Below are 19,047 nucleotides of genomic sequence, written 5' to 3' on the forward strand. Positions count from 1 at the left end.
AGAGGATAGGAAGATGGAAAAAGACAGACAGATGAATATCGGCGGATTTGATGTGGAAGCCGGCCATATGTACTTTAGTACGCATGATATGAATGGCATATTTCACATGGATATGACAGACGGCAAAGTAAGATACGTGACCATGTCAGAGAAATACAAGGCCGGGGATATGGCGTTATATCAGAATGCCATAGTAGATAACGAAAAAGTCTGGTTTGCCCCTTACAGCGCCGACCATATTCTGATCTATGATTCTGTCTCAGCAGGATGTGAATACATACCGCTTCCTGAATTGAAAGGACATGGAAGAGACAGCGTGAAATGCTATGGAATCTATGATGACGAAAAGTGGATGATACTGATTCCGGCAGAGTATCCGGCTATCGTGAGAGTGCATAAAGAGACATACAAGACAGATGTGATTCAGTGGGAAGAAAAGCTGTTGAAAACATATCCGGATTTCCTGAAAGGGGAAATGTATCTGGCGGTGGCCTGGGACTTTGAGGTAGTCGGAGAGACGATGTATCTGCTGGCAGGAAATGTTGTGATGAAATACAACATGAAGACGAATGCGCTTTCTTATACCCGGCCTGGCGGAGGAGAGAGGAATCTCTGCGGTATTGCCAGATTTGGTGAGAAATTTATTCTGGTTGACAGGATGAACGGTGCGTGTATGTTATGGGATGAGGCTCATGGCCGTATCGAAACGATGAGTGCGGATCTGGGGTATCGGGGGCTCAAAGCCAAAGACGACGGTTGTCCGCTGGGTGTATACCAGGTACGCGATGGCATCGTCATTATTCAGGCAAAGGCAGATTTTCTCCTGCATATTGACCAGTCGGGCCAATTCCGGAGAAGAAACCTGTTAATTGATAAAAAGAGGTCTGACGATTATTTATTCAGCCATGTAAGGCGGAAGGGGAATCGGTTTTTCTTTCCGCTTAACAGACAGAACAGTATATTGTGTGTAGATACGGATGACTGGTCGCAGAAGATCGTGAAAATGGATCTCAGTGAACTTGATCTTGCACCGGTCAGGGAGAAGATGGATACGGAAGCGTTTATATCAGAAAACGCCACCTGTTATCGTCTGAGCGATTTTATTCAGAAAACAGTGGAAGGTCAGGGCAGGGAACAAGAGGCTGGCAACAGGGAGTTAGACATTAAGGGCGAACAGATTTTCTCAGAATGCAGGAGATTATGTTAAATCAATAGAAGGAGGAACAAGATGAAAAAGGGATTGATCAGTGTTGTGTCAGGAATTGCAGGGGCAGCTACAGGTATCGGCTTAGCAGGCAGGATGATGGGGAAGCAGGTGAAGAGAAAGTCGGAATTTGCCGAAAAGCATCTGGCCTTGTATCTGCTGATGAATCAATGGGTACAGGTAAAGCAGGATGGAAAGTCTCTTGTCAGCTATTTTGAAGAAAAAGGGTATCATAAGATTGCCGTCTATGGAATGAACTATGTAGGGCAGACGCTGTGCAGAGAGCTTGAGAACAGTTCCGTAACTGTCCAGTATGCGATCGACCAAAATGCGGAAACGATCTGTGCGGACTGCCCGGTTGTAAGGCTGGAAGACGAATTAGAGGAAGTAGATGCAATCGTGGTAACGCCGATCTACTATTTTGACGAGATCGAGGAGAAGCTGATGGACAAAGTAGACTGCCCGGTCGTGTCTGTGGAAGATATTGTATATGAAATATAGGCATGATCGAAAGGGGACGGAGAGATGGGCAGACCGCTGGTAACAGTGTTTGTTCCCTGCTACAATGCGGGAAGATTTATTTCGGAGACGATCGACAGCGTCCTGACACAGACATACAGGAATTTTGAACTGCTTATCATCGACGATGGTTCCGCAGACAACAGCAGAGAAATCATAGAAGCATATGCGGCGAGAGACGAGAGAATCCATATTTATTATAACGAATGCAATCGCGGCGTTGCCTATACGAGAAACAGAGGCATCGAAGAGGCGCAGGGCAAATATCTGGCAGTGATGGATGCGGATGACATCGCTACCCCGGATCGCCTGGAGAAGGAAGTGCGGTATCTGGAGGCTCATCCGTCTGTCGGCGCTGTCAGCGGCTGTCTGTACAAGATTGACGAGTGTGGGAGAAGAACCGGGAAATCAGGAAGGACTGCCTATGGAGCGCAGGATGTTAAAGCGCATATGTTTTTTGAGAACGTTATGATTCACAGTGCTTCCATGTACCGCCTGGACATTGTCAGGAAGTATAAGGTCCGTTATCCGGATGACTATCATGGGATCGAGGATTATATGTTCTGGTGCAGGCTGCTGGATTACACAGACGTTGTTGTATTAGGCGAATATTTCGTTTCTTACCGGATCGTCAACACCGGACTGAGTGTCACGAACCGCCGGAGATGTAATGCGGAGAGAATCCGGTGTAAAGATGAGGTACACCGATATGTGCTGGAGAGCAACGGATTTTGGTTCCCTGATCCGTTGCTGCGCCGGTGTCTTTCACGGTATTCTGATATGCTTCCACAGGGCGGCGTTGGCAATCTTATGTTGATGTCTGTCTATTTTGGGTGTATGTTATGGCAGGCCAGGCGGATGGCAAAGCCCTACTATGCGGAATTGAAAGTTTATCTGGGAAATAATGTGAAAAGAATGCTGCGGGAAACGATTTAGAGGCAAAAAAGGAGGCCTGATGTCTTATGGATACCCCTCTGGTGAGCGTGATCGTCCCGGTCTATAATATCGAAGACTATATCGGGATCTGTATTGAGAGCATACGCAGGCAGACGTATCAGAACTTACAGATTATTCTTGTGGACGACGGATCGACGGATCAGTCCGGTGTAATCTGTGATGCTCATGCGTCAAAAGACGACCGGATCGAAGTGATCCATCAGAAAAATGGTGGGCTGGTAAAGGCCAGAAAACGTGGGCTTACAGCGGCAAAGGGAACTTACATCGGGTTTGTCGACGGGGACGATTATATAGAACCGCAAATGTATGCGGCTCTCGTCAGGGAGATTGACTCCGGCGGGGCCGACTTCGTACATTCCGGCTACTGGAAAGGCGACTGTGAGAAGATTGTGCCTCCGGCAGGGATTGTGAATGTTTCCACAGAGAAAAATAAATTCTTCGCAGAAGCGGTACTGGGGCCGGAGAAGCAGATTCGCCCCAGTATCTGGTCTAAACTGTTTCGGGCGTCATTGATCAGAAAATGCTACACACAAGTGCCGGACAGCTGTTGTTTCGGAGAAGACACTCTGACCCTTTTTCTGTGTGTGCTGGAAAGCGATCGGATTGCACTGACGGATGTCACTTATTATCACTATCGGATACGCGAAGGCTCTCTGGCGCATAAAAATCAGATCAGAGATCTGGAGAATGTCTTTCACCTGCATGAAAATTTATGTAAAGTTCTGCGTGTTTATGGACTGTATGAGAATTGTGCGGTGATGATCGACGAATTCTTATGGGGCAATCTGTTATGGTATATGAGCAGAGTTTCCCGGCATCCGTTTCAGATTGCCATGTGTGAGTTCGCAGATGCGGATCGGCTGGCCGGAAAGAAGATCGTGCTCTACGGAGCAGGTGTGATTGGGCGCGATTACTATGCGCAGCTCAGCCGATATGGCGACTGTGAGATCGTGGCCTGGGTGGACGCTCATCCGCAGAGGTACCGGTATCCTCACGTAACACTGTACGGACCGGAAATTCTGTCTGAAAAGACGTTTGATCTGTTGGTTATCGCGGTGCGGGAAGAGAAGCTGGCGGAGGAGATTCGCAGCCAGCTTATGCAAAGCGGCGTGGAAGAGAGCAAAATCTGCTGGGAAAAACCGAAGGAGCTGATGCTTGCAGAGACAGAGGACTGACAGGGCAAGCACAGGGATGTGACTGGAAAACTGGAAAGCAGGGGGTAGTGGGAAGATGGAAAACAGGAAGAAAAAGCTCTTGTTCATTATATGGTCTTATACATATGGCGGAGGCGCGGAGGCATTGTTGACGATGATCGCCAATAATCTGAATCCGCAGAAATATGACGTCAGCATCATTGAATATCATCATGCAGAGATCAAGACAGAGCCCGTGCATGATCACATTCATGTACTGCCTCCGATAGAGGCGGTGCCGACACCGGAAAACCGTTCCAAGACATGGCAGCTGTATCATTCGCCTGATGTGCTGATCAATACCTATATCAAAAAAGACTATGATCTGTATATCTCTTTTAACTATCTGATTCCGACATTTCTGCTGCCGGCAGGGACAAAAAATATTTCGTGGATTCATGGAGATGTCTATGATCTGGCAGAAGAAAAAGTACTGCGGGAGAGGAAGCGGCAGGATGTGGCCTTTCATAAGGCCAGAAAGATTGTGGTTATCAGTGATAATACGGAGCGATCTGTCATAGATTTATTTCCGGATCATGCGGACAAGGTAGTGAAGATTTATAATGGCGTCGACACGGACAAAGTACGAAGACGGTCAGCGGAAGAGACAGCGATCCGACTGGAAGGGCCATCTCTGCTCTTTGTCGGCCGCCTGGACGAAAACAAAAACCCCGCACGGCTCGTGCGTGTACTGAAACTGGTACACGAAAGAGGAATTCGTGCGCATTTGTATTTTATGGGCAAAGGCGATGAAGATCAGAAAGTGCTTGCAAGGACGGAGGAAGAAAACCTGCATGGATTTGTCCATTTATTAGGTTATCAGCAAAATCCGTTTCCGGTCATCAGACAGTGTGATGTCGTCTGTCTGTTATCCAGGTCAGAAGGATTCAGTGTCAGTCTGCTGGAGGCCGTTGCCCTGGACCGACCGTTTATCGCGCCGAGAATTGGCGGGGCGGTGGAACTTTCGGACCATGGGTCCTGCGGAACAATTATTGAGACAGATGAGGAAGCCGCGGAGGCAATATGCACACTGCTCAAGAGAGAGAAAGAGGAGATTGCGGCTGCGTGCAGGAAGTCGATCGAACGGTTTGCGCTCAGTCATTATATCGGGCAGATCGAAACGCTGTTTGACTCGGTGATGGAGGAGCAGGATGGAGCCGGGAAATAAGGACAGGGATGCAGAGAAAGGCGGAATACAGATGGGACGTGGCTGTTTGAAAAGAGAGGTTCTTGAGAAAAAATATAAAGAACTGTGTGCGATGTGCCATCCCGGACTCTCCTGTGAGAATGATCAGGATATGAACTTGGTGATCAAAAAGGCAATCTGCCGATTCATGGAGCAGTGCAGCAATCCGGCGATCTGGTGTTATGGCGATCATACGAAAATGCTGATGGCTGATTTTATTTTTGAGCTGAAGAAAGTGCATTTTATTGTGGATCATACACTGGCGGGCAATACGGATGGTGGATTTGAGATCATAAGTAAGGAGGAGCTCACAGGGAAAGGCATCGACGGTATCGTTATTTCCAGCTGGCGCTATAAAGATGAAATCGCTGCGGAACTGAAGGCCCATTACAGTCAGATTCCTTATCTGGACATCTATGAAGAGCTGGAGAAGGCAGGCATTCACATAGCGGCGACTTATTATGAAGCGGGTCATCCTTATGCAAAATACCGGGAACTGAACCGGCTTCAGAGATGCGTTATGCAGGAAGAAGAGCGGGACAGACGTCTGGCCGGCCTGAGGGAGATCATAGAGACCTATATCGGGATCAAGGATTTCCGGTCGGCGATCGCCTGTACGGATAAATTGTGCGCACTGTCGGACGGTGTCTGGGAGCGGGAGCTGCGGGAGCGGCTTTCGGAACTTTACGCGCTTCAGATCAATGCGCTGTCACAGATTGATGACAACAATGTCGTGATGCTCTGTATCGATGGTCTGAGGCGGAAAGAAGTGACAGAGCGGCATATGCCAAACCTGTGTAGTTATCTGAAGCATCATACATATGATTACCGGAATGCCCATGCGTTGTCTACTTCCACTTATGAAAGCCTGATTCCCGCATACAGCGAAAATGCGGATCTGCGCACGGAATATTACAAGTCGAATACGGTCCCCAAAGGAAAATGCAGATTTATCGGCGAGGCAAAGAGACAGAATCGCGCTATTTATTTCTATACGGACGGGATCAGTTATGTGGAAGATGAAGCGATCCGCCTGACAACAAAATGGCAGACGGCGGCGGAACGACTGTGGGATTTCACGCTTGATGCAGTGGAGGAGAAAAATGGGCTGTTTTATCTCCACATGCTGTATGAGAGCCATTATTCATATCCCAATCCTTATACGGAGACGGAAATCATCGCAGAGGGAACGAGTATTTTCTTCGATTATCTGGAGAAAAACGGCGGAAGAATCAGAACAGACTACGACCGGCAGCAGAAAGATGCACTGAGGTATCTGGACGACGTGGTTATTCCACTGATTGCGAAGCTGCCCTGTCGTATGGTTTTGTATGCGGATCACGGGAATGTACTTCTGGAAAGGAATGAGATCTTGTCAGATATTGCAGAGACCAATTACACCTTTACCGAGGACCTGCTATGGGTACCGCTGGCGATCAGATGCCCGGAGCTGGGCGTCTGCGAGGACAGGTCGCTGATCTCGCTCATGGAGCTGAACGACATTATCATCAGCCTGCTCAGCCGGGAGCCGTATCATCATCAGAAAAGGAGCGTGATCAAGGCGCTGCGTTCGGAAATCTACAATCCGGATTTCCGATACTTATACCGGAAGACGGGAAATGAGCGTGGTCTGTTGGCGTTCGAGGTCTTTCTTTTTGAAGAGGGCTGCAAGCTGGCTGTCTTTGCAGACGGTTCCACAGAGCTGTATGAGACAAAGACAGAGTGCAGGCTTGCGGACGGGGAGAAGAAAGCGGCCTTACTGGAGAAAATACGGACACAGATCACTGTCTGTGACACAGAGCAGATTGTATAGATTGGGCAGTGAAGGCCTGGCCCGGGCATAACATGTGAGAAGTATGAGAGCAGTCAGATAAACAGAAGAAGCGCATAAAAAGAGGGGAGTGCGGCTATGGAAGCGGAAACTTTTGCACGGAAACTGAAAGCGGCAGGAATAGAGACAGTCACAGGCATACCGGATTCAACGTTACAGCAGTTTTGTGACGTTCTTGCAGGCGACAGCGGGGGAGCGGCACTGCTTTTCCAGCATATCGTGCCGGAGAATGAAGGTGCGGCTGTCGGGATTGCCATCGGGGAATACCTGGCTACAGGCAGGCCCGCCTGTGTCTATATGCAGAACAGCGGTCTGGGCAATATTGTGAATCCGCTGACTTCTCTGGCTCATACAGATGTCTATGGGATACCGATGCTGCTTCTGATCGGATGGCGCGGCGAACCGGGTACGAAAGACGAACCCCAGCATACCTTTATGGGCAGGATTACGACAGAATTGCTTGCGCTGCTGGAGATCCCCTGTGCGGTTATGGATGGAGGGACAACACCCGAAGAGTTGGACGATGTGCTGGCGCAGGCAGGGCAGTGCTTTGCGCAGGGCCGGCAGTTTGCGATTGTCATTAAGAAAAACAGTTTTGTGAAACATCCGATGTATGCTTATCAAAACGGTAATGTGCTCCCACGGGAGACAGCGGTGAGAAAGATCGCTCAATGGCTGCGGGAGGAAGACATCATCATATCGACGACAGGAAAAATTTCCCGTGAATTGTACGAGGCTTTGGATGACTGCAAGGGAGATCACAGACAGGCGTTTCTGACTGTGGGCGGTATGGGTCATGCAAAGATGATTGCTTACGGCATAGCGAGGAGAAGACCGGACCGCAGGGTTTTCTGCCTGGACGGGGATGGAGCGGTATTGATGCACATGGGAGGTCTGGCTGTCACAGGCAGACAGCCGCTTGCCAATCTGGTTCATATCTGTCTGGATAATGAGGCTCATGAGTCTGTGGGAGGAATGCCGACGGGAGCAGCCGGGCAGGATTATGGCACAGTTGCCGGAGCCTGCGGTTATCGGAACGTCTGCCGTGCGGCAACGGAGGCGGAGCTATTGGCTGTTTTACAAAAAATTGATGAGAGAAAAGAGATGACGTTTGTCCATGTGAGGACAGCGCTTGGATCCAGAGACGATCTCGGCAGACCAAAGGAGACGCCGCAGCAGAACAAAAAAGCATTTATGGAAGTGACAGGGGCGGAGAGATGAAAAAAGTATATACATGCTTTTGCACAGATACGATACATGAAGGACATCAAAATATTATCAGAGAGGCGTGCAAGTATGGGGAAGTCATTGCAGGCGTCCTGTGCGATTATGAGATGATCCGCTATAACCGTTTTCCGGCAATCCCTTTTCAACAGCGGGTGGAGATGGTCAGAAATATGGAAGGGGTCTCCGAAGTCGTCATCCAGAATGAGATTATGTATGACGAGGTCTTACGTGAGCTGAAACCGGATTATGTGATCCATGGAGACAACTGGCAGTCCGGTCCGGAGGAAGCGATCAGGAACAACGTTTTGGAAAATCTGCGGCAGTATGGAGGAGAACTGATCGAAGTCCCTTATACATGGAATGAGACTGTCAAAAAGATTGAGGAGAGTTCAAGAGAGCGGCTTGCAATGCCGGAACTGCGGCGCAGACGTCTGCGGCAGCTTCTTGACATCTGCACGGTCGTAAAAACGATAGAAGTGCACAATGGACTGACAGGACTGATCGCGGAGAAAACAGTCGTCGAGGCCGGGGACGGTCTGGATCAATTTGACGCCATGTGGATCTCCAGCCTGTGTGATTCCACAGTCAGAGGAAAACCGGACATTGAGCTGGTAGACATGTCTTCCCGCATCAGGACGATTGATGAGGTGATGGATGTGACAACCAAGCCGATTATACTGGACGGTGACACGGGCGGTCTGATCGAACACTTTGTATACAATGTGCGGACACTGGAACGGATGGGCGTGTCGGCGATCATCATTGAGGATAAAGTCGGCCTGAAGAAAAATTCTCTGTTTGGCACGGAAGTAGAGCAGACACAGGACAGCATTCCCAATTTCTGTGAGAAGATCAGAGCCGGTAAGGCGGCGCAGCGGACAGAAGACTTTATGATTATCGCCCGCATTGAAAGCCTGATTCTGGAAAAGGGAATGGAAGATGCTCTGGCCCGCGCCCGCGCCTATGTGGAAGCCGGCGTGGACGGTATCATGATTCATTCCAGAAAAAGAGAGCCTGATGAGATCTTTACATTCTGTGACAGATTCCGGGAAAATGATCCCAGGACGCCGATTGTAACGGTGCCCACGACGTACTGTGATACTTATGAGTCCGAGCTGGCAGCGCATGGCGTCAACATCGTGATCTATGCCAATCAGTTGACGAGAAGCGCCTTCCCGGCAATGGAACACACGGCGGAGACGATTCTGCGGCACCACAGGGCGAGAGAGGCGGAGGATGGGCTGATCCCGATCAAAAAGATTATCACGCTGATCGATCCGCTATAGGAAATCAGATTGTAGATGAGGAAGATTCAGAGATGGAAAACAGAAAGATAAAGAGAAACGTTTTGCTCAATCCGGGGCCGGCAACGACGACGGACAGTGTGAAGATGGCACAGATTGTGCCGGACATCTGTCCGAGGGAAAAAGAGTTTGCGGAGATGATGGATGAGATAAGAGAGGACCTTGTGCGCATTGTGCACGGAGATCCACAGAAACATACGGCGGTGCTGTTCTGCGGTTCCGGGACGATCAGCATGGACGTCTGTCTGAACTCGCTGCTGCCTGCGGGCAAAAAAGCGCTGATTATCAATAACGGGGCATACAGTCAGAGGGCGGTGGAGATCTGCAGGTACTACGGACTGGAGCATACGGAGCTGGCATTTTCCTATGATGAACTGCCGGATTTGATGATGGTTGAGGAGACGCTGGCGGCAGATCCACAGATTGCGCTCGTCTATACGACTCACAATGAGACGGGGACGGGACTCTTGAATCCGATCAGAGAGATCGGGGAGATCGCACATCGTTACCAGGCGGTGTTCGTTGTAGACACGACTTCCTCTTATGCGATGATACCGATTGACATCGAGAAAGATGAGATAGACTTCTGCATGGCATCGGCGCAGAAAGGCATTATGGGGATGACCGGTCTTTCCTATGTCATCGGGAACCGCAGCCTGATCGAGCAGTCTGCGGCATATCCGAAGCGGTCTTATTACTGCAACCTGTATCTGCAGTACGACTATTTCGAGAGGACCGGGGAGATGCACTTCACCCCGCCGGTACAGACCATATATGCAGCCAGACAGGCGCTGCGAGAGTATTGGGAAGAAGGGGAGACAGAGAAATGGCGTCGGCACGGGCGTGTTTTTGAGGCCATTCATAAAGGGATCGCGGAGCTGGGATTCCACTGTCTGATTGACCGGAAGCTGCAGTCCGGTCTGGTCGTGGCCGTCCGCTATCCGGATGATCCGGCCTGGGACTTTGAACGGGTACACGACTATTGCTATGAACGGGGATTTACGATCTACCCGGGGAAGATCGCAGGGATGGATTCGTTCCGTCTGTGTGCATTGGGCGCCATAGACGAAAGTGACATCAGAGAATTTTTTACAGTCTTTGCGGAGGCACTGCGGTCGCTGCATATACAGGTTCCGGTCAGCTATAAAGATGTGTGACAAGGGAGAGCAATCAGGAATGATTGGCAATGAGGGAAAATAGAATGAAGAAACAGGAGATTGCGATCGTCATGGCGGCGGGACTTGGCAGCCGGATGGGCGCGCTGACAGAAAAGACGCCGAAGCCGCTGGTTCAGGTCGGCGGGGTCCCTCTGATCGAAACGATTATCAAAGGCCTGGAGAGACGCGGCGTTGGCCATATCTATATTGTAACCGGTTATCTGTGCGAACAGTTTGGGTACCTGCCGGAGAAATATGATAACGTGTCGCTGATAGAAAACGGAGAATACAGGACGAAGAACAACATTTCGTCTCTGTATGCAGCGGGGGAAGTGCTCGGCAGTGCGGACTGCTTTATCTGTGAGGCTGATCTGTATGTGGCGGATGCGGATATTTTTCAGAGAGCCGGTGCGTCATCGTGTTATTTCGGCAAGATAGTTAGCGGGTATTCGCCGGACTGGGTCTTTACTGTGGAGAATGGACGGATCGTGCGGATCGGCAAAGGGGCGGAGAATGCTTACAATATGGTGGGTATCTCTTACTGGAAACGGGAAGATGCGGAACTGATCCGCAGGGAGATCGTCAGAGCTTATCAGATGAAAGGGCATGAAACACTGTTCTGGGATGAGATTGCGGACAGGCTGCTGGACAAAATGGATGTCCGAATCTGTGAGGTGCCTGCAGAGAGTATCCATGAGGTGGACACAGAAGCGGAGTTACGTGATCTTGAATTTGCAGTTACTGTTGACCAAACCTGAAACCGATGGGTATTGGGACAATCAGTCCGTATACGACTGCTATCTGCGAAAACAATGATATGAGAAGGAGCCGGTAAATGAAGAACGTCTACATATTCGGTGTCGGAAAAGGTAAGGAGACCGTCAGGGAATACCTGATCGAAGACAATGTGAGACTGCTCGGTTATATCGATAATAATGCGCACAGATTCCCGGACGGCGTTGATGGGAAACGGGTGTACCGTCTGGAAGAGATTGCGGATGACTTTGATTATATCATCGTGTCGGTGATGCGTTACCAGTACATAGACGAACAGCTTTCGGATGCGGGTATCCGCAGGGACAGGATCATTCATTTTTTCTCGTATGACGATGCCATCAGGGAATCTTATTGGGTCGTGCTGAATAAAAATGGCTGGAGGCTGGAGGCGATGTCGTTTGAGTTTGAGAAAAAGACCCGGCCTTACAGTCAGAATATGATCTATGAGCTGGCGGACCCCCGGAGCAGACGGAAGATCGAATTCCCGAAGATTTCTCCGGCGCAGGAAGCGGTGGCGCTTGTCTGCCGGGAGCACAGATCACTTGTCCGTTTCGGAGACGGGGAATTTGAGCTGATGCGGATGAAGGTGAGGTCGAAATTCCAGTCGGCCAACGGGGAGCTGGCGGAGCGGATGAGAGAGATCCTGCGGTCGGACACAGAAGAGGTTCTCATTGCGATCGCAGACAATTACGGATCTCTCGACCGTTATACGGAGGCAGCCGCGGAGGACATCAGGGCATATATGACACCACAGACGAGAAGAGAACATATGGCTCTTCTGGACCTGGAGAAAACTTATTACGACGCCTATCTCTCCCGGCCCTATATGATCTATCGGGACAAAGAGGCGGCGGGCGGGAAATTTGAGGCGCTGCGGCAGATCTGGAGAGGCAGGGACGTTCTGATCGTGGAGGGCGGCCAGACGAGAATGGGAGTGGGAAATGATCTGCTTGCGGACGCACATTCGGTCAGAAGGATTCTGGGGCCCAGTGTAAACGCCTACGACAAATATGCACAGATTCTTGCCTGTGTGAAAGAGACCGCCGAAAGAGGAGAACTGATCCTGCTTGCCCTGGGGGCGACGGCATCGGTTCTGGCGTACGACCTGGCCTGCGACGGCTTCTGGGCGGTGGACATTGGCCATCTGGATCTGGAATATGAGTGGTACCACGCAGGGCTGCGGGAGAGATGTGATATTCCATATAAATATGTGAACGAGATCTATCGTGGCAATCAGGTGTGTGAGCTGCCGGAAACATTACGGGAAGACTACGAAAAGCAAATTGTCCGGGACTTATCATAACGCAAGGACAAAAAGACAGAGGGGCGCATTATGCAAAAGGCATTACTTTGGGGAACGGGACAGATCGCCGGACAGGTATTGGAACAGTGCGGTGTTATGGAACGATATGACGTGATCGGTTTTATCGATAATAACACAAAGAAGCAGGGAACGGTTTTTTGGGGGAAGCCGGTCTTTGGACCGCAGGTTTTATCGGAAAAGGAGTTTGACGGAATCTTTGTTCTCGTAGACAAATATCAGGAGATTGTCTGTCAGATCAAAGAGAGCCTGGGCGAAGATGCGAGGGTCTTTGTTGAGAACTATAAATATTTCTATAAGCAAAGCCTTTTGAAGCGGTATGAAGCCTGTGAAGACGCACAGATCCGGGCGATGCTTACCCGCATTCGGGAAAAAGATCTGCAAGTGTTTAATTACGATTTCGCAGATAAATATGAAGAGATCAAAACGGACGTCGAATACGATTCCCGGTGCGGCCTGTATTATGTGTGGCATCGCGGGAAAGAAAGCGGCAGAAAGCTGTATTTTGCCAGACATCTGGACAGCGTGGACAAGGTGGAACAGTATTACAGAAGCCTGCTCGTGGAACAGGATATTCAGTCTCCGCACAGGTATCTGACAGATACATTTGACGTCAAAGAGGGGGATGTAGTTGTGGACGCCGGAGTTGCGGAAGGCAATTTCGCACTGGATGTCATAGAGAGGGCATCGAAGATCTATCTGATTGAAGCTGACGAGAAATGGATCGAGGCTTTGGAGGAGACATTCCGGGAGGACCGGGAAAAGATCGTCATTCTTCCCCGCTATCTCACTTCGATGACGGAAGGGCAGTGCGCTACCCTTGATTCTCTGATCAAAGAACCTGTCAATTTTATTAAGATGGATATTGAAGGAAATGAATGGGATGCTCTGCTGGGAGCAGAGGAGACGATCAGAAATTCTCAGGATCTGAAATGTGCGGTCTGTTGTTACCATGCGGATTTTGATGAAATTCTCATACGGGATGCGCTGGGCGGATATGGGATGCAGTGCTCGGTGACACCAGGTTTTATGTGGTTTCCGTTTCCGAGAAGGAAGTCATATGTGTCCACAAAATTTTCCCGGGGAATCGTGCGCGGTATCAAAGGGCGGGTGTGAGAACACCGGCGGCGGAGAAAGAGGACTGTGTCGTAAGTGAAGGAAGGAAAAGAGATGTTAATCGAACAGACGGGAAGACGAAGAGTGATCGTATACGGGCTTGGCAATACGGTCTGGGATGCCATCGACTATATCAGGCTGCGTTTTCAGGTGGTCGGGTGCTCTGACGGCAATGCGGGGAAGGCGCCGGCGGCGGAGCGGATGGGCGTCCCCTTTATAATGCGGGATGATCTGCCACAGGCGGATTATGATTTTATTCTGATCGTCAGTGTCTATGATGATGAGATCAGCAGACAACTCACGGAAGAGGCGGGGATTCCAAAAGAGAAAGTGCTGCGGCGGATTCAGTGGTGTAAAATGCTGTTTTCTCATAAATTCGGGGAAAGGCATCCGGAGCAGACTTTTTATCTGCTTTCCCATCCCATCCATCTCCGGGACGGTCTGTTTTCCTATGTGTTTGCTTTTCTGGAGCAGATGGATTTTGTGGAGCGAAACGGATATATCCCTGTCATTGATATGCAGAATTTCTGGAGCCAGTATCTGGACGAGGAGAAGGTCGGCATTGAAAACGCATGGGAGTATTATTATCAGCCGTTTTCAGAGTATTCTCTGGCGGAAGTGTATGAGAGCAGCAATGTTATCCTTGGGTATGACGAAAACTGTTATAAGGCGGACTACGACAGGAAATATGACATCAGACGTATGAGTGAGCTGTATGAGAAATATGTCAGATACCGTTCAGATGTCGCTTCCTACATAGAGAACGAGTATGAAGATAAGATTGACCGGACAAAAAAAACGCTGGGAGTATTATATCGCGGCTCAGATATGAGCGCGCTGAAACTGAAAAATCATCCGGTTCAGCCGACTGTCGATGAAATGATCGCATCAATTTATCAATATATGGAAGAATGGCAGTGTGAGCGGATCTTTGTCAGTACGGAGGACGCAGCGGCCATGGACAGATTCCGGGCAGAGTTTGGGAGTCTCATGAGCTGTACGGATCAGAGACGGTTCGGTGATACCGGACAGACCTGGCTGGCAAACATCCATTTTGAGAGGCAGAATGACAGTTATCTGAAAGGGCTGGAATATCTGACGACGATCGAACTGCTCTCCCGCTGCGACTGTCTGGTAGCCGGCATTTGTACCGGCAGTATCTGTGCCCAGATTATGAACAATGGAAAATATGAACATCTGCAAATGATAGACAAAGGAGAATACCGATGAATCTCTGTAAGCTCACGGACGACAATTTGGAATTTCTGTCCGGCAAAAAAGTGTACTGTTATGAATATTCTTCTTCTTATATGGATGAATTGGCACATAAATTTGCCATCGCAGACAGCATAGAGGCCGTGATTGATGACAATGCAAGAAATCAGGGAGAGCATCGGTTCGGAGAGAAAAAGATCGCGGTATATGGGAGTGGGTCTCTGTCAGAGATCCCTCTGGATACGGCGGTCTTTTTAATCACTTCCGATTATTTCAGGGAGGCTTTTGACGTATTGTCAGGAGCGCTGGAAGAGAGAGGATATGGCGAAGACATTTATTATTTCGAAAATTATGAGACGGAAGTGGAAATGGCATACCGGGACCGTTATGAGAATACCGGTCTGGAAAATGTGATCGTATTTCGCAGCGGCCCCCATGCTTCCGCCTATGTGGCAGGCATGGATTTTTCTGACAATGCGAGAGCGCTGTTTGAATTTATGCTGAATAAGAGGTATAATAACAAATATAAGCTCGTATGGTTTGTCAAACATCCGCAGGATTTTTCCGCTTATCAGGCCGTTCCCAATGTGGAATTTCTTTCTTTTGACTGGGCATTATCGGAAGAGGAAGAGGAGAGAGAACGCTACTATCGGGCGTTATGCCTTGCGAAGTATCTGTTTTTTACGGATGCCTATGGATTTGCCAGAAACTGCCGCTCCGATCAGGTGAGAGTCCAGCTCTGGCATGGGTGCGGGTTTAAGACGAGAGTCAACTTTATCCGCTGTGAGAAACGTTATGAGTATACGACGGTTGTCAGTGAGATTTATTCGCGGATTCATCAGGATATATATGGCCTGCGGGAAGATCAGGTGTTGATCACAGGCTATGCCAAAGAAGACTGGCTGTTTTCTCCTGTCGCCGACTTTGTGGAGCGGCTATCGCTCCCAGCAGGGAGAAAATACATATTCTGGCTGCCGACGTTCCGCATGGCCAGAGAAGGTCTGGACTCTTTGAATGAATACGAGCTGGGCGGACAGACCGGCCTGCCGATCGTGGATACGATCGACAAGTGCCGGGCGCTGAACGATCTGCTGCATGAGGAACAGGCAGTGCTGCTTGTAAAGCTCCATCCGTTTCAGGACCGTTTGAAGATCGCAGATCTGAAAATGGAAAATATTGTGCTCCTGGATAATCAGGAGCTGGTCGGAAAAGACATCCAGATTAATCAGCTTCTCGGCTGTGCGGACGCGATGATCAGCGACTATTCGTCAGCGGCAGTGGATTATATGATTCTGGACAGACCGCTGGCGTTTACCCTTGACGATGTGGAAGAATATGGCAGCAGCAGAGGATTTGTTTTTGACAATATCAGAGATTGGCTGCCAGGTGTGGAATTGTATAACTTTGATGACTTTTGCCGGTTTGTGAGAGAGACAGCGGCAGGCCTGGATCTTTCCGGGGAAAAGAGACGGGCGCTTCTGCGGAAGATGCACCGGTATGGTGATAACAGAAACTGTGAACGGATTGCAGAGGCGCTTGGTATATGAGGACGAAGGAGAATAACATGCACTTTGAGATAACGGCATCGATGATGTGCGCCGATTTTGGAAATCTGGAACGGGAAGTAAAAGACCTGGAAGCAGGGGGGATCGATTCCTTTCATATCGATATTATGGATGGGCGGTATGTGCCGAACTATGCGATGGCTCTGAACGATATGCGCTATATCGCCTCTGTGGCCAAAAAGCCGCTGGACGTACATCTGATGGTGGAGCATCCCAACAATACGGTCGAACTCTTTATCCGCTCTCTGCGGCAGGGGGATACGATCTATATCCATCCGGAAGCGGAGTATCATCCGTCGACGACCTTACAGAAAATCATTAACGCCGGACTGATCCCGGGCATTGCCATCAATCCCGGTACAAGCGTGGAGACGGTCATCGAGATGCTCCGTATCGTGAAAAGAGTGCTTGTGATGACAGTCAATCCCGGCAATGCCGGACAGATGTATATGCCTTATGTGGGAAAGAAGATCACAAAACTGCTGGCATTGAAAGAAGAGATGGATTTTACGATGTGCTGGGATGGCAACTGCACGGCGGAGAAGATTCTGGAGTTTGCGCCGAGAGGGATGGACAGCTTCGTTCTCGGTTCCTCGCTGTTATTTGGCAAGAACAGACCTTACGGGGAGATACTGGAAGGAGTACGAAATCTGAAGTTTTAAGAAAACGGACGGTACGGTTATTGTGAGAGTTTCCGGCCGGACAGACGGCCGGGCGACCGGGAGGAAGAGATGAATATTGCATTGATACTTGCAGGCGGCACAGGCACACGACTTGGTGCCAGTCTGCCGAAGCAGTACATAGAAGTAAAAGGCAGGCCGATCATTGGGTACTGCCTTGCTGTGTTTGAAGGGCACAGTGATGTGGACGCGGTTCAGATCGTGGCGGAAGATGCCTGGCATGATCTGATCACGGCACAAACGGGGACGAAATTCAGAGGTTTTTCGAAACCGGGCCGGAACAGACAGCTTTCCATATACAATGGACTCATGGACATCTGCAGGTATGCGGGGGAAGACGACATTGTCATTATCCATGACGCAGCCAGACCGCTCGTGACAGCCAGACTGATTGCCGACTGCATCCGCGTCTGCGCGGAACATGACGGAGCGATTCCGGTACTGCCGATGAAAGATACGGTCTATATGGCGGAGGAGGGCCGGATCACCTCTTTGCTGGAACGCAGTAAAGTATATGCCGGGCAGGCGCCGGAGGCCTTTGTGCTCGGCAAATACCGGCGTGCAACAGAAAGACTGCTGCCGGACCGTATACTGGAGATCAACGGGTCCACGGAGCCGGCGATCATGGCCGGCATGGACATTGGCCTGGTGGAGGGAGAGGAAACCAACAGCAAGATTACGACAGCGGAAGATCTGGAGCGGTTTCGTACAATGATTCAAAATCAGTAGTAGCTGGGAAAGGAAGACAGAGAAATGAAAGCATATGTGCTGCATGACATCGGTGATTTCAGGCTGGAGGAGGCGGAAAAGCCGGTCCCCGGGCCGGGAGAGGTGCTGCTGGAGGTGCGGGCGGCAGGTATCTGTGGTTCGGATATACCGCGGATTTATAAGACGGGCACTTATTCGTACCCATTGATTCCGGGGCATGAGTTTTCCGGCGTGGTGGCGGAGCTGGGGGAGGGCACAGACCCGGCTTGGCTGGGGCGAAGGACCGGACTCTTTCCATTAATTCCCTGTGGGCGTTGTAAGCCCTGTCTGCATAAGCAGTATGAGATGTGCCGCAGCTACGGTTATATCGGTTCGCGCACGGACGGAGGCTTTGCGCAGTATGTAACAGCGCCGCAGTGGAATCTGGCAGCGCTGCCGGACAATGTCTCCTATGAGCAGGGAGCGATGCTGGAGCCGATGGCGGTGGCAGTACATGCCATGCGGCGCGCCAATCCGAAACAGGGGGAGCGGGTCGTAATCTGCGGTCTGGGGACGATCGGCCTGTTCCTGCTGATGTTCCTGCGGGAGCGGGGGCTGGAAAATATCTATGCTGTCGGCAATAAGGACATACAGAGAGAAAAAGTACTGGGTCTTGGCCTTTCTGCCGATCACTGGTTTGATACGCGGTCAGGCAGTGTGGAAGCGTGGCTTTCAGAGGAAGGGCATGAGGCAGACCTGTTTTTTGACTGTGTGGGAACGAACGAAGTGCTGGCGCAGGGGATCAGACATACGGCCTGCGGCGGCAGGGTAGTGACAGTGGGCAATCCGGCCTCGGATATGACGCTCGACCGGCAGACATACTGGAAGATACTGCGCAATCAGTTGACAGTGATCGGTACATGGAATTCCTCATATACCGGAGAGGAAGAGGATGACTGGCATTATGTAATGAGCCGGCTTGCGGCCGGGACGATCCGGCCGGAGCGGATGATCACACACAGACTGGACTTTGCGCATTTGATACAGGGATTTGAGCTTATGCGGGATAAGAGGGAAGAGTATGTGAAGGTGATGGGAGTCTTTTGAG

General features: G+C 50.2%; 17 protein-coding genes. All 17 read left to right on the forward strand.

What is annotated here, in order from left to right:
* Positions 1–13 precede the first annotated feature (13 nt).
* The 17 genes from V1224_02230 (at position 14) to V1224_02310 (ending at position 19,046) form a co-directional block, all read left to right on the forward strand.
* Entirely contained in the window at positions 14–1,207 is a 1,194-nt protein-coding gene (locus V1224_02230; GenBank protein ID WWR16294.1) for a hypothetical protein, read from the forward strand.
* A 21-nt stretch (positions 1,208–1,228) separates the two neighbouring features.
* Positions 1,229–1,705, forward strand: coding sequence for a hypothetical protein (locus tag V1224_02235; protein WWR16295.1), 477 nt, complete (start codon positions 1,229–1,231; stop codon positions 1,703–1,705).
* 24 nt (positions 1,706–1,729) lie between these two features.
* Positions 1,730–2,659, forward strand: coding sequence for a glycosyltransferase (locus tag V1224_02240; protein ID WWR16296.1), 930 nt, complete (start codon positions 1,730–1,732; stop codon positions 2,657–2,659).
* A 26-nt stretch (positions 2,660–2,685) separates the two neighbouring features.
* The gene (locus V1224_02245; GenBank protein WWR16297.1) at positions 2,686–3,855 is read left to right on the forward strand and encodes a glycosyltransferase; all 1,170 of its coding nucleotides are present in this window, start codon (positions 2,686–2,688) and stop codon (positions 3,853–3,855) included.
* Between the two features lie 55 nt (positions 3,856–3,910).
* Positions 3,911–5,041, forward strand: coding sequence for a glycosyltransferase (locus V1224_02250; GenBank protein ID WWR16298.1), 1,131 nt, complete (start codon positions 3,911–3,913; stop codon positions 5,039–5,041).
* Complete coding sequence (locus V1224_02255; protein ID WWR16299.1) at positions 5,025–6,872, forward strand: hypothetical protein; 1,848 nt, start codon at positions 5,025–5,027, stop codon at positions 6,870–6,872. Before V1224_02250 ends, V1224_02255 begins: the two co-directional genes overlap by 17 nt.
* A gap of 96 nt (positions 6,873–6,968) precedes the next feature.
* Positions 6,969–8,111, forward strand: a complete 1,143-nt coding sequence (aepY, locus tag V1224_02260; GenBank protein WWR16300.1) for a phosphonopyruvate decarboxylase — start codon at positions 6,969–6,971, stop codon at positions 8,109–8,111.
* Positions 8,108–9,403 (forward strand): phosphoenolpyruvate mutase, encoded by a 1,296-nt coding sequence (gene aepX, locus V1224_02265; protein WWR16301.1) that lies wholly within the window; start codon positions 8,108–8,110, stop codon positions 9,401–9,403. Before aepY ends, aepX begins: the two co-directional genes overlap by 4 nt.
* 32 nt (positions 9,404–9,435) lie before the next feature.
* On the forward strand, positions 9,436–10,578 hold the full coding sequence (locus tag V1224_02270) for a 2-aminoethylphosphonate--pyruvate transaminase (GenBank protein WWR16302.1): 1,143 nt from the start codon (positions 9,436–9,438) through the stop codon (positions 10,576–10,578).
* A 29-nt stretch (positions 10,579–10,607) separates the two neighbouring features.
* The gene (locus tag V1224_02275) at positions 10,608–11,336 is read left to right on the forward strand and encodes an NTP transferase domain-containing protein (GenBank protein WWR16303.1); all 729 of its coding nucleotides are present in this window, start codon (positions 10,608–10,610) and stop codon (positions 11,334–11,336) included.
* A 77-nt stretch (positions 11,337–11,413) separates the two neighbouring features.
* Entirely contained in the window at positions 11,414–12,658 is a 1,245-nt protein-coding gene (locus V1224_02280) for a GT-D fold domain-containing glycosyltransferase (protein WWR16304.1), read from the forward strand.
* Positions 12,659–12,688: 30 nt separating this feature from the next.
* Positions 12,689–13,792: an FkbM family methyltransferase gene (locus V1224_02285; GenBank protein ID WWR16305.1), complete on the forward strand. Its 1,104-nt coding sequence runs from the start codon at positions 12,689–12,691 to the stop codon at positions 13,790–13,792.
* A gap of 54 nt (positions 13,793–13,846) precedes the next feature.
* Positions 13,847–15,022, forward strand: a complete 1,176-nt coding sequence (locus V1224_02290; protein ID WWR16306.1) for a hypothetical protein — start codon at positions 13,847–13,849, stop codon at positions 15,020–15,022.
* Complete coding sequence (locus V1224_02295) at positions 15,019–16,554, forward strand: CDP-glycerol glycerophosphotransferase family protein (protein ID WWR16307.1); 1,536 nt, start codon at positions 15,019–15,021, stop codon at positions 16,552–16,554. Before V1224_02290 ends, V1224_02295 begins: the two co-directional genes overlap by 4 nt.
* Positions 16,555–16,571: 17 nt before the next feature.
* Positions 16,572–17,234 carry a ribulose-phosphate 3-epimerase gene (locus V1224_02300; protein ID WWR16308.1) on the forward strand — a complete coding sequence of 221 codons (663 nt, stop codon included), beginning with the start codon at positions 16,572–16,574 and terminating at the stop codon, positions 17,232–17,234.
* Between the two features lie 69 nt (positions 17,235–17,303).
* Positions 17,304–17,981, forward strand: a complete 678-nt coding sequence (locus tag V1224_02305) for an IspD/TarI family cytidylyltransferase (protein ID WWR16309.1) — start codon at positions 17,304–17,306, stop codon at positions 17,979–17,981.
* 24 nt (positions 17,982–18,005) lie between these two features.
* Positions 18,006–19,046: a galactitol-1-phosphate 5-dehydrogenase gene (locus V1224_02310; GenBank protein WWR16310.1), complete on the forward strand. Its 1,041-nt coding sequence runs from the start codon at positions 18,006–18,008 to the stop codon at positions 19,044–19,046.
* Position 19,047: the final 1 nt, after the last annotated feature.

Source organism: Lachnospiraceae bacterium JLR.KK008 (assembly GCA_037015955.1).
Lineage (GTDB): Bacteria > Bacillota > Clostridia > Lachnospirales > Lachnospiraceae > VSOB01.

Excerpts from the sequence above, each read along its gene's own strand:
- V1224_02255 (WWR16299.1), top strand. The coding sequence starts at position 5,025 with ATGGAGCCGGGAAATAAGGACAGGGATGCAGAGAAAGGCGGAATACAG.
- V1224_02245 (WWR16297.1), top strand. The coding sequence starts at position 2,686 with ATGGATACCCCTCTGGTGAGCGTGATCGTCCCGGTCTATAATATCGAA.
- V1224_02295 (WWR16307.1), top strand. The coding sequence starts at position 15,019 with ATGAATCTCTGTAAGCTCACGGACGACAATTTGGAATTTCTGTCCGGC.
- V1224_02275 (WWR16303.1), top strand. The coding sequence starts at position 10,608 with ATGAGGGAAAATAGAATGAAGAAACAGGAGATTGCGATCGTCATGGCG.
- V1224_02230 (WWR16294.1), top strand. The coding sequence starts at position 14 with ATGGAAAAAGACAGACAGATGAATATCGGCGGATTTGATGTGGAAGCC.
- V1224_02235 (WWR16295.1), top strand. The coding sequence starts at position 1,229 with ATGAAAAAGGGATTGATCAGTGTTGTGTCAGGAATTGCAGGGGCAGCT.
- V1224_02270 (WWR16302.1), top strand. The coding sequence starts at position 9,436 with ATGGAAAACAGAAAGATAAAGAGAAACGTTTTGCTCAATCCGGGGCCG.
- aepY (WWR16300.1), top strand. The coding sequence starts at position 6,969 with ATGGAAGCGGAAACTTTTGCACGGAAACTGAAAGCGGCAGGAATAGAG.
- aepX (WWR16301.1), top strand. The coding sequence starts at position 8,108 with ATGAAAAAAGTATATACATGCTTTTGCACAGATACGATACATGAAGGA.
- V1224_02300 (WWR16308.1), top strand. The coding sequence starts at position 16,572 with ATGCACTTTGAGATAACGGCATCGATGATGTGCGCCGATTTTGGAAAT.
- V1224_02285 (WWR16305.1), top strand. The coding sequence starts at position 12,689 with ATGCAAAAGGCATTACTTTGGGGAACGGGACAGATCGCCGGACAGGTA.
- V1224_02240 (WWR16296.1), top strand. The coding sequence starts at position 1,730 with ATGGGCAGACCGCTGGTAACAGTGTTTGTTCCCTGCTACAATGCGGGA.
- V1224_02290 (WWR16306.1), top strand. The coding sequence starts at position 13,847 with ATGTTAATCGAACAGACGGGAAGACGAAGAGTGATCGTATACGGGCTT.
- V1224_02250 (WWR16298.1), top strand. The coding sequence starts at position 3,911 with ATGGAAAACAGGAAGAAAAAGCTCTTGTTCATTATATGGTCTTATACA.
- V1224_02280 (WWR16304.1), top strand. The coding sequence starts at position 11,414 with ATGAAGAACGTCTACATATTCGGTGTCGGAAAAGGTAAGGAGACCGTC.
- V1224_02310 (WWR16310.1), top strand. The coding sequence starts at position 18,006 with ATGAAAGCATATGTGCTGCATGACATCGGTGATTTCAGGCTGGAGGAG.
- V1224_02305 (WWR16309.1), top strand. The coding sequence starts at position 17,304 with ATGAATATTGCATTGATACTTGCAGGCGGCACAGGCACACGACTTGGT.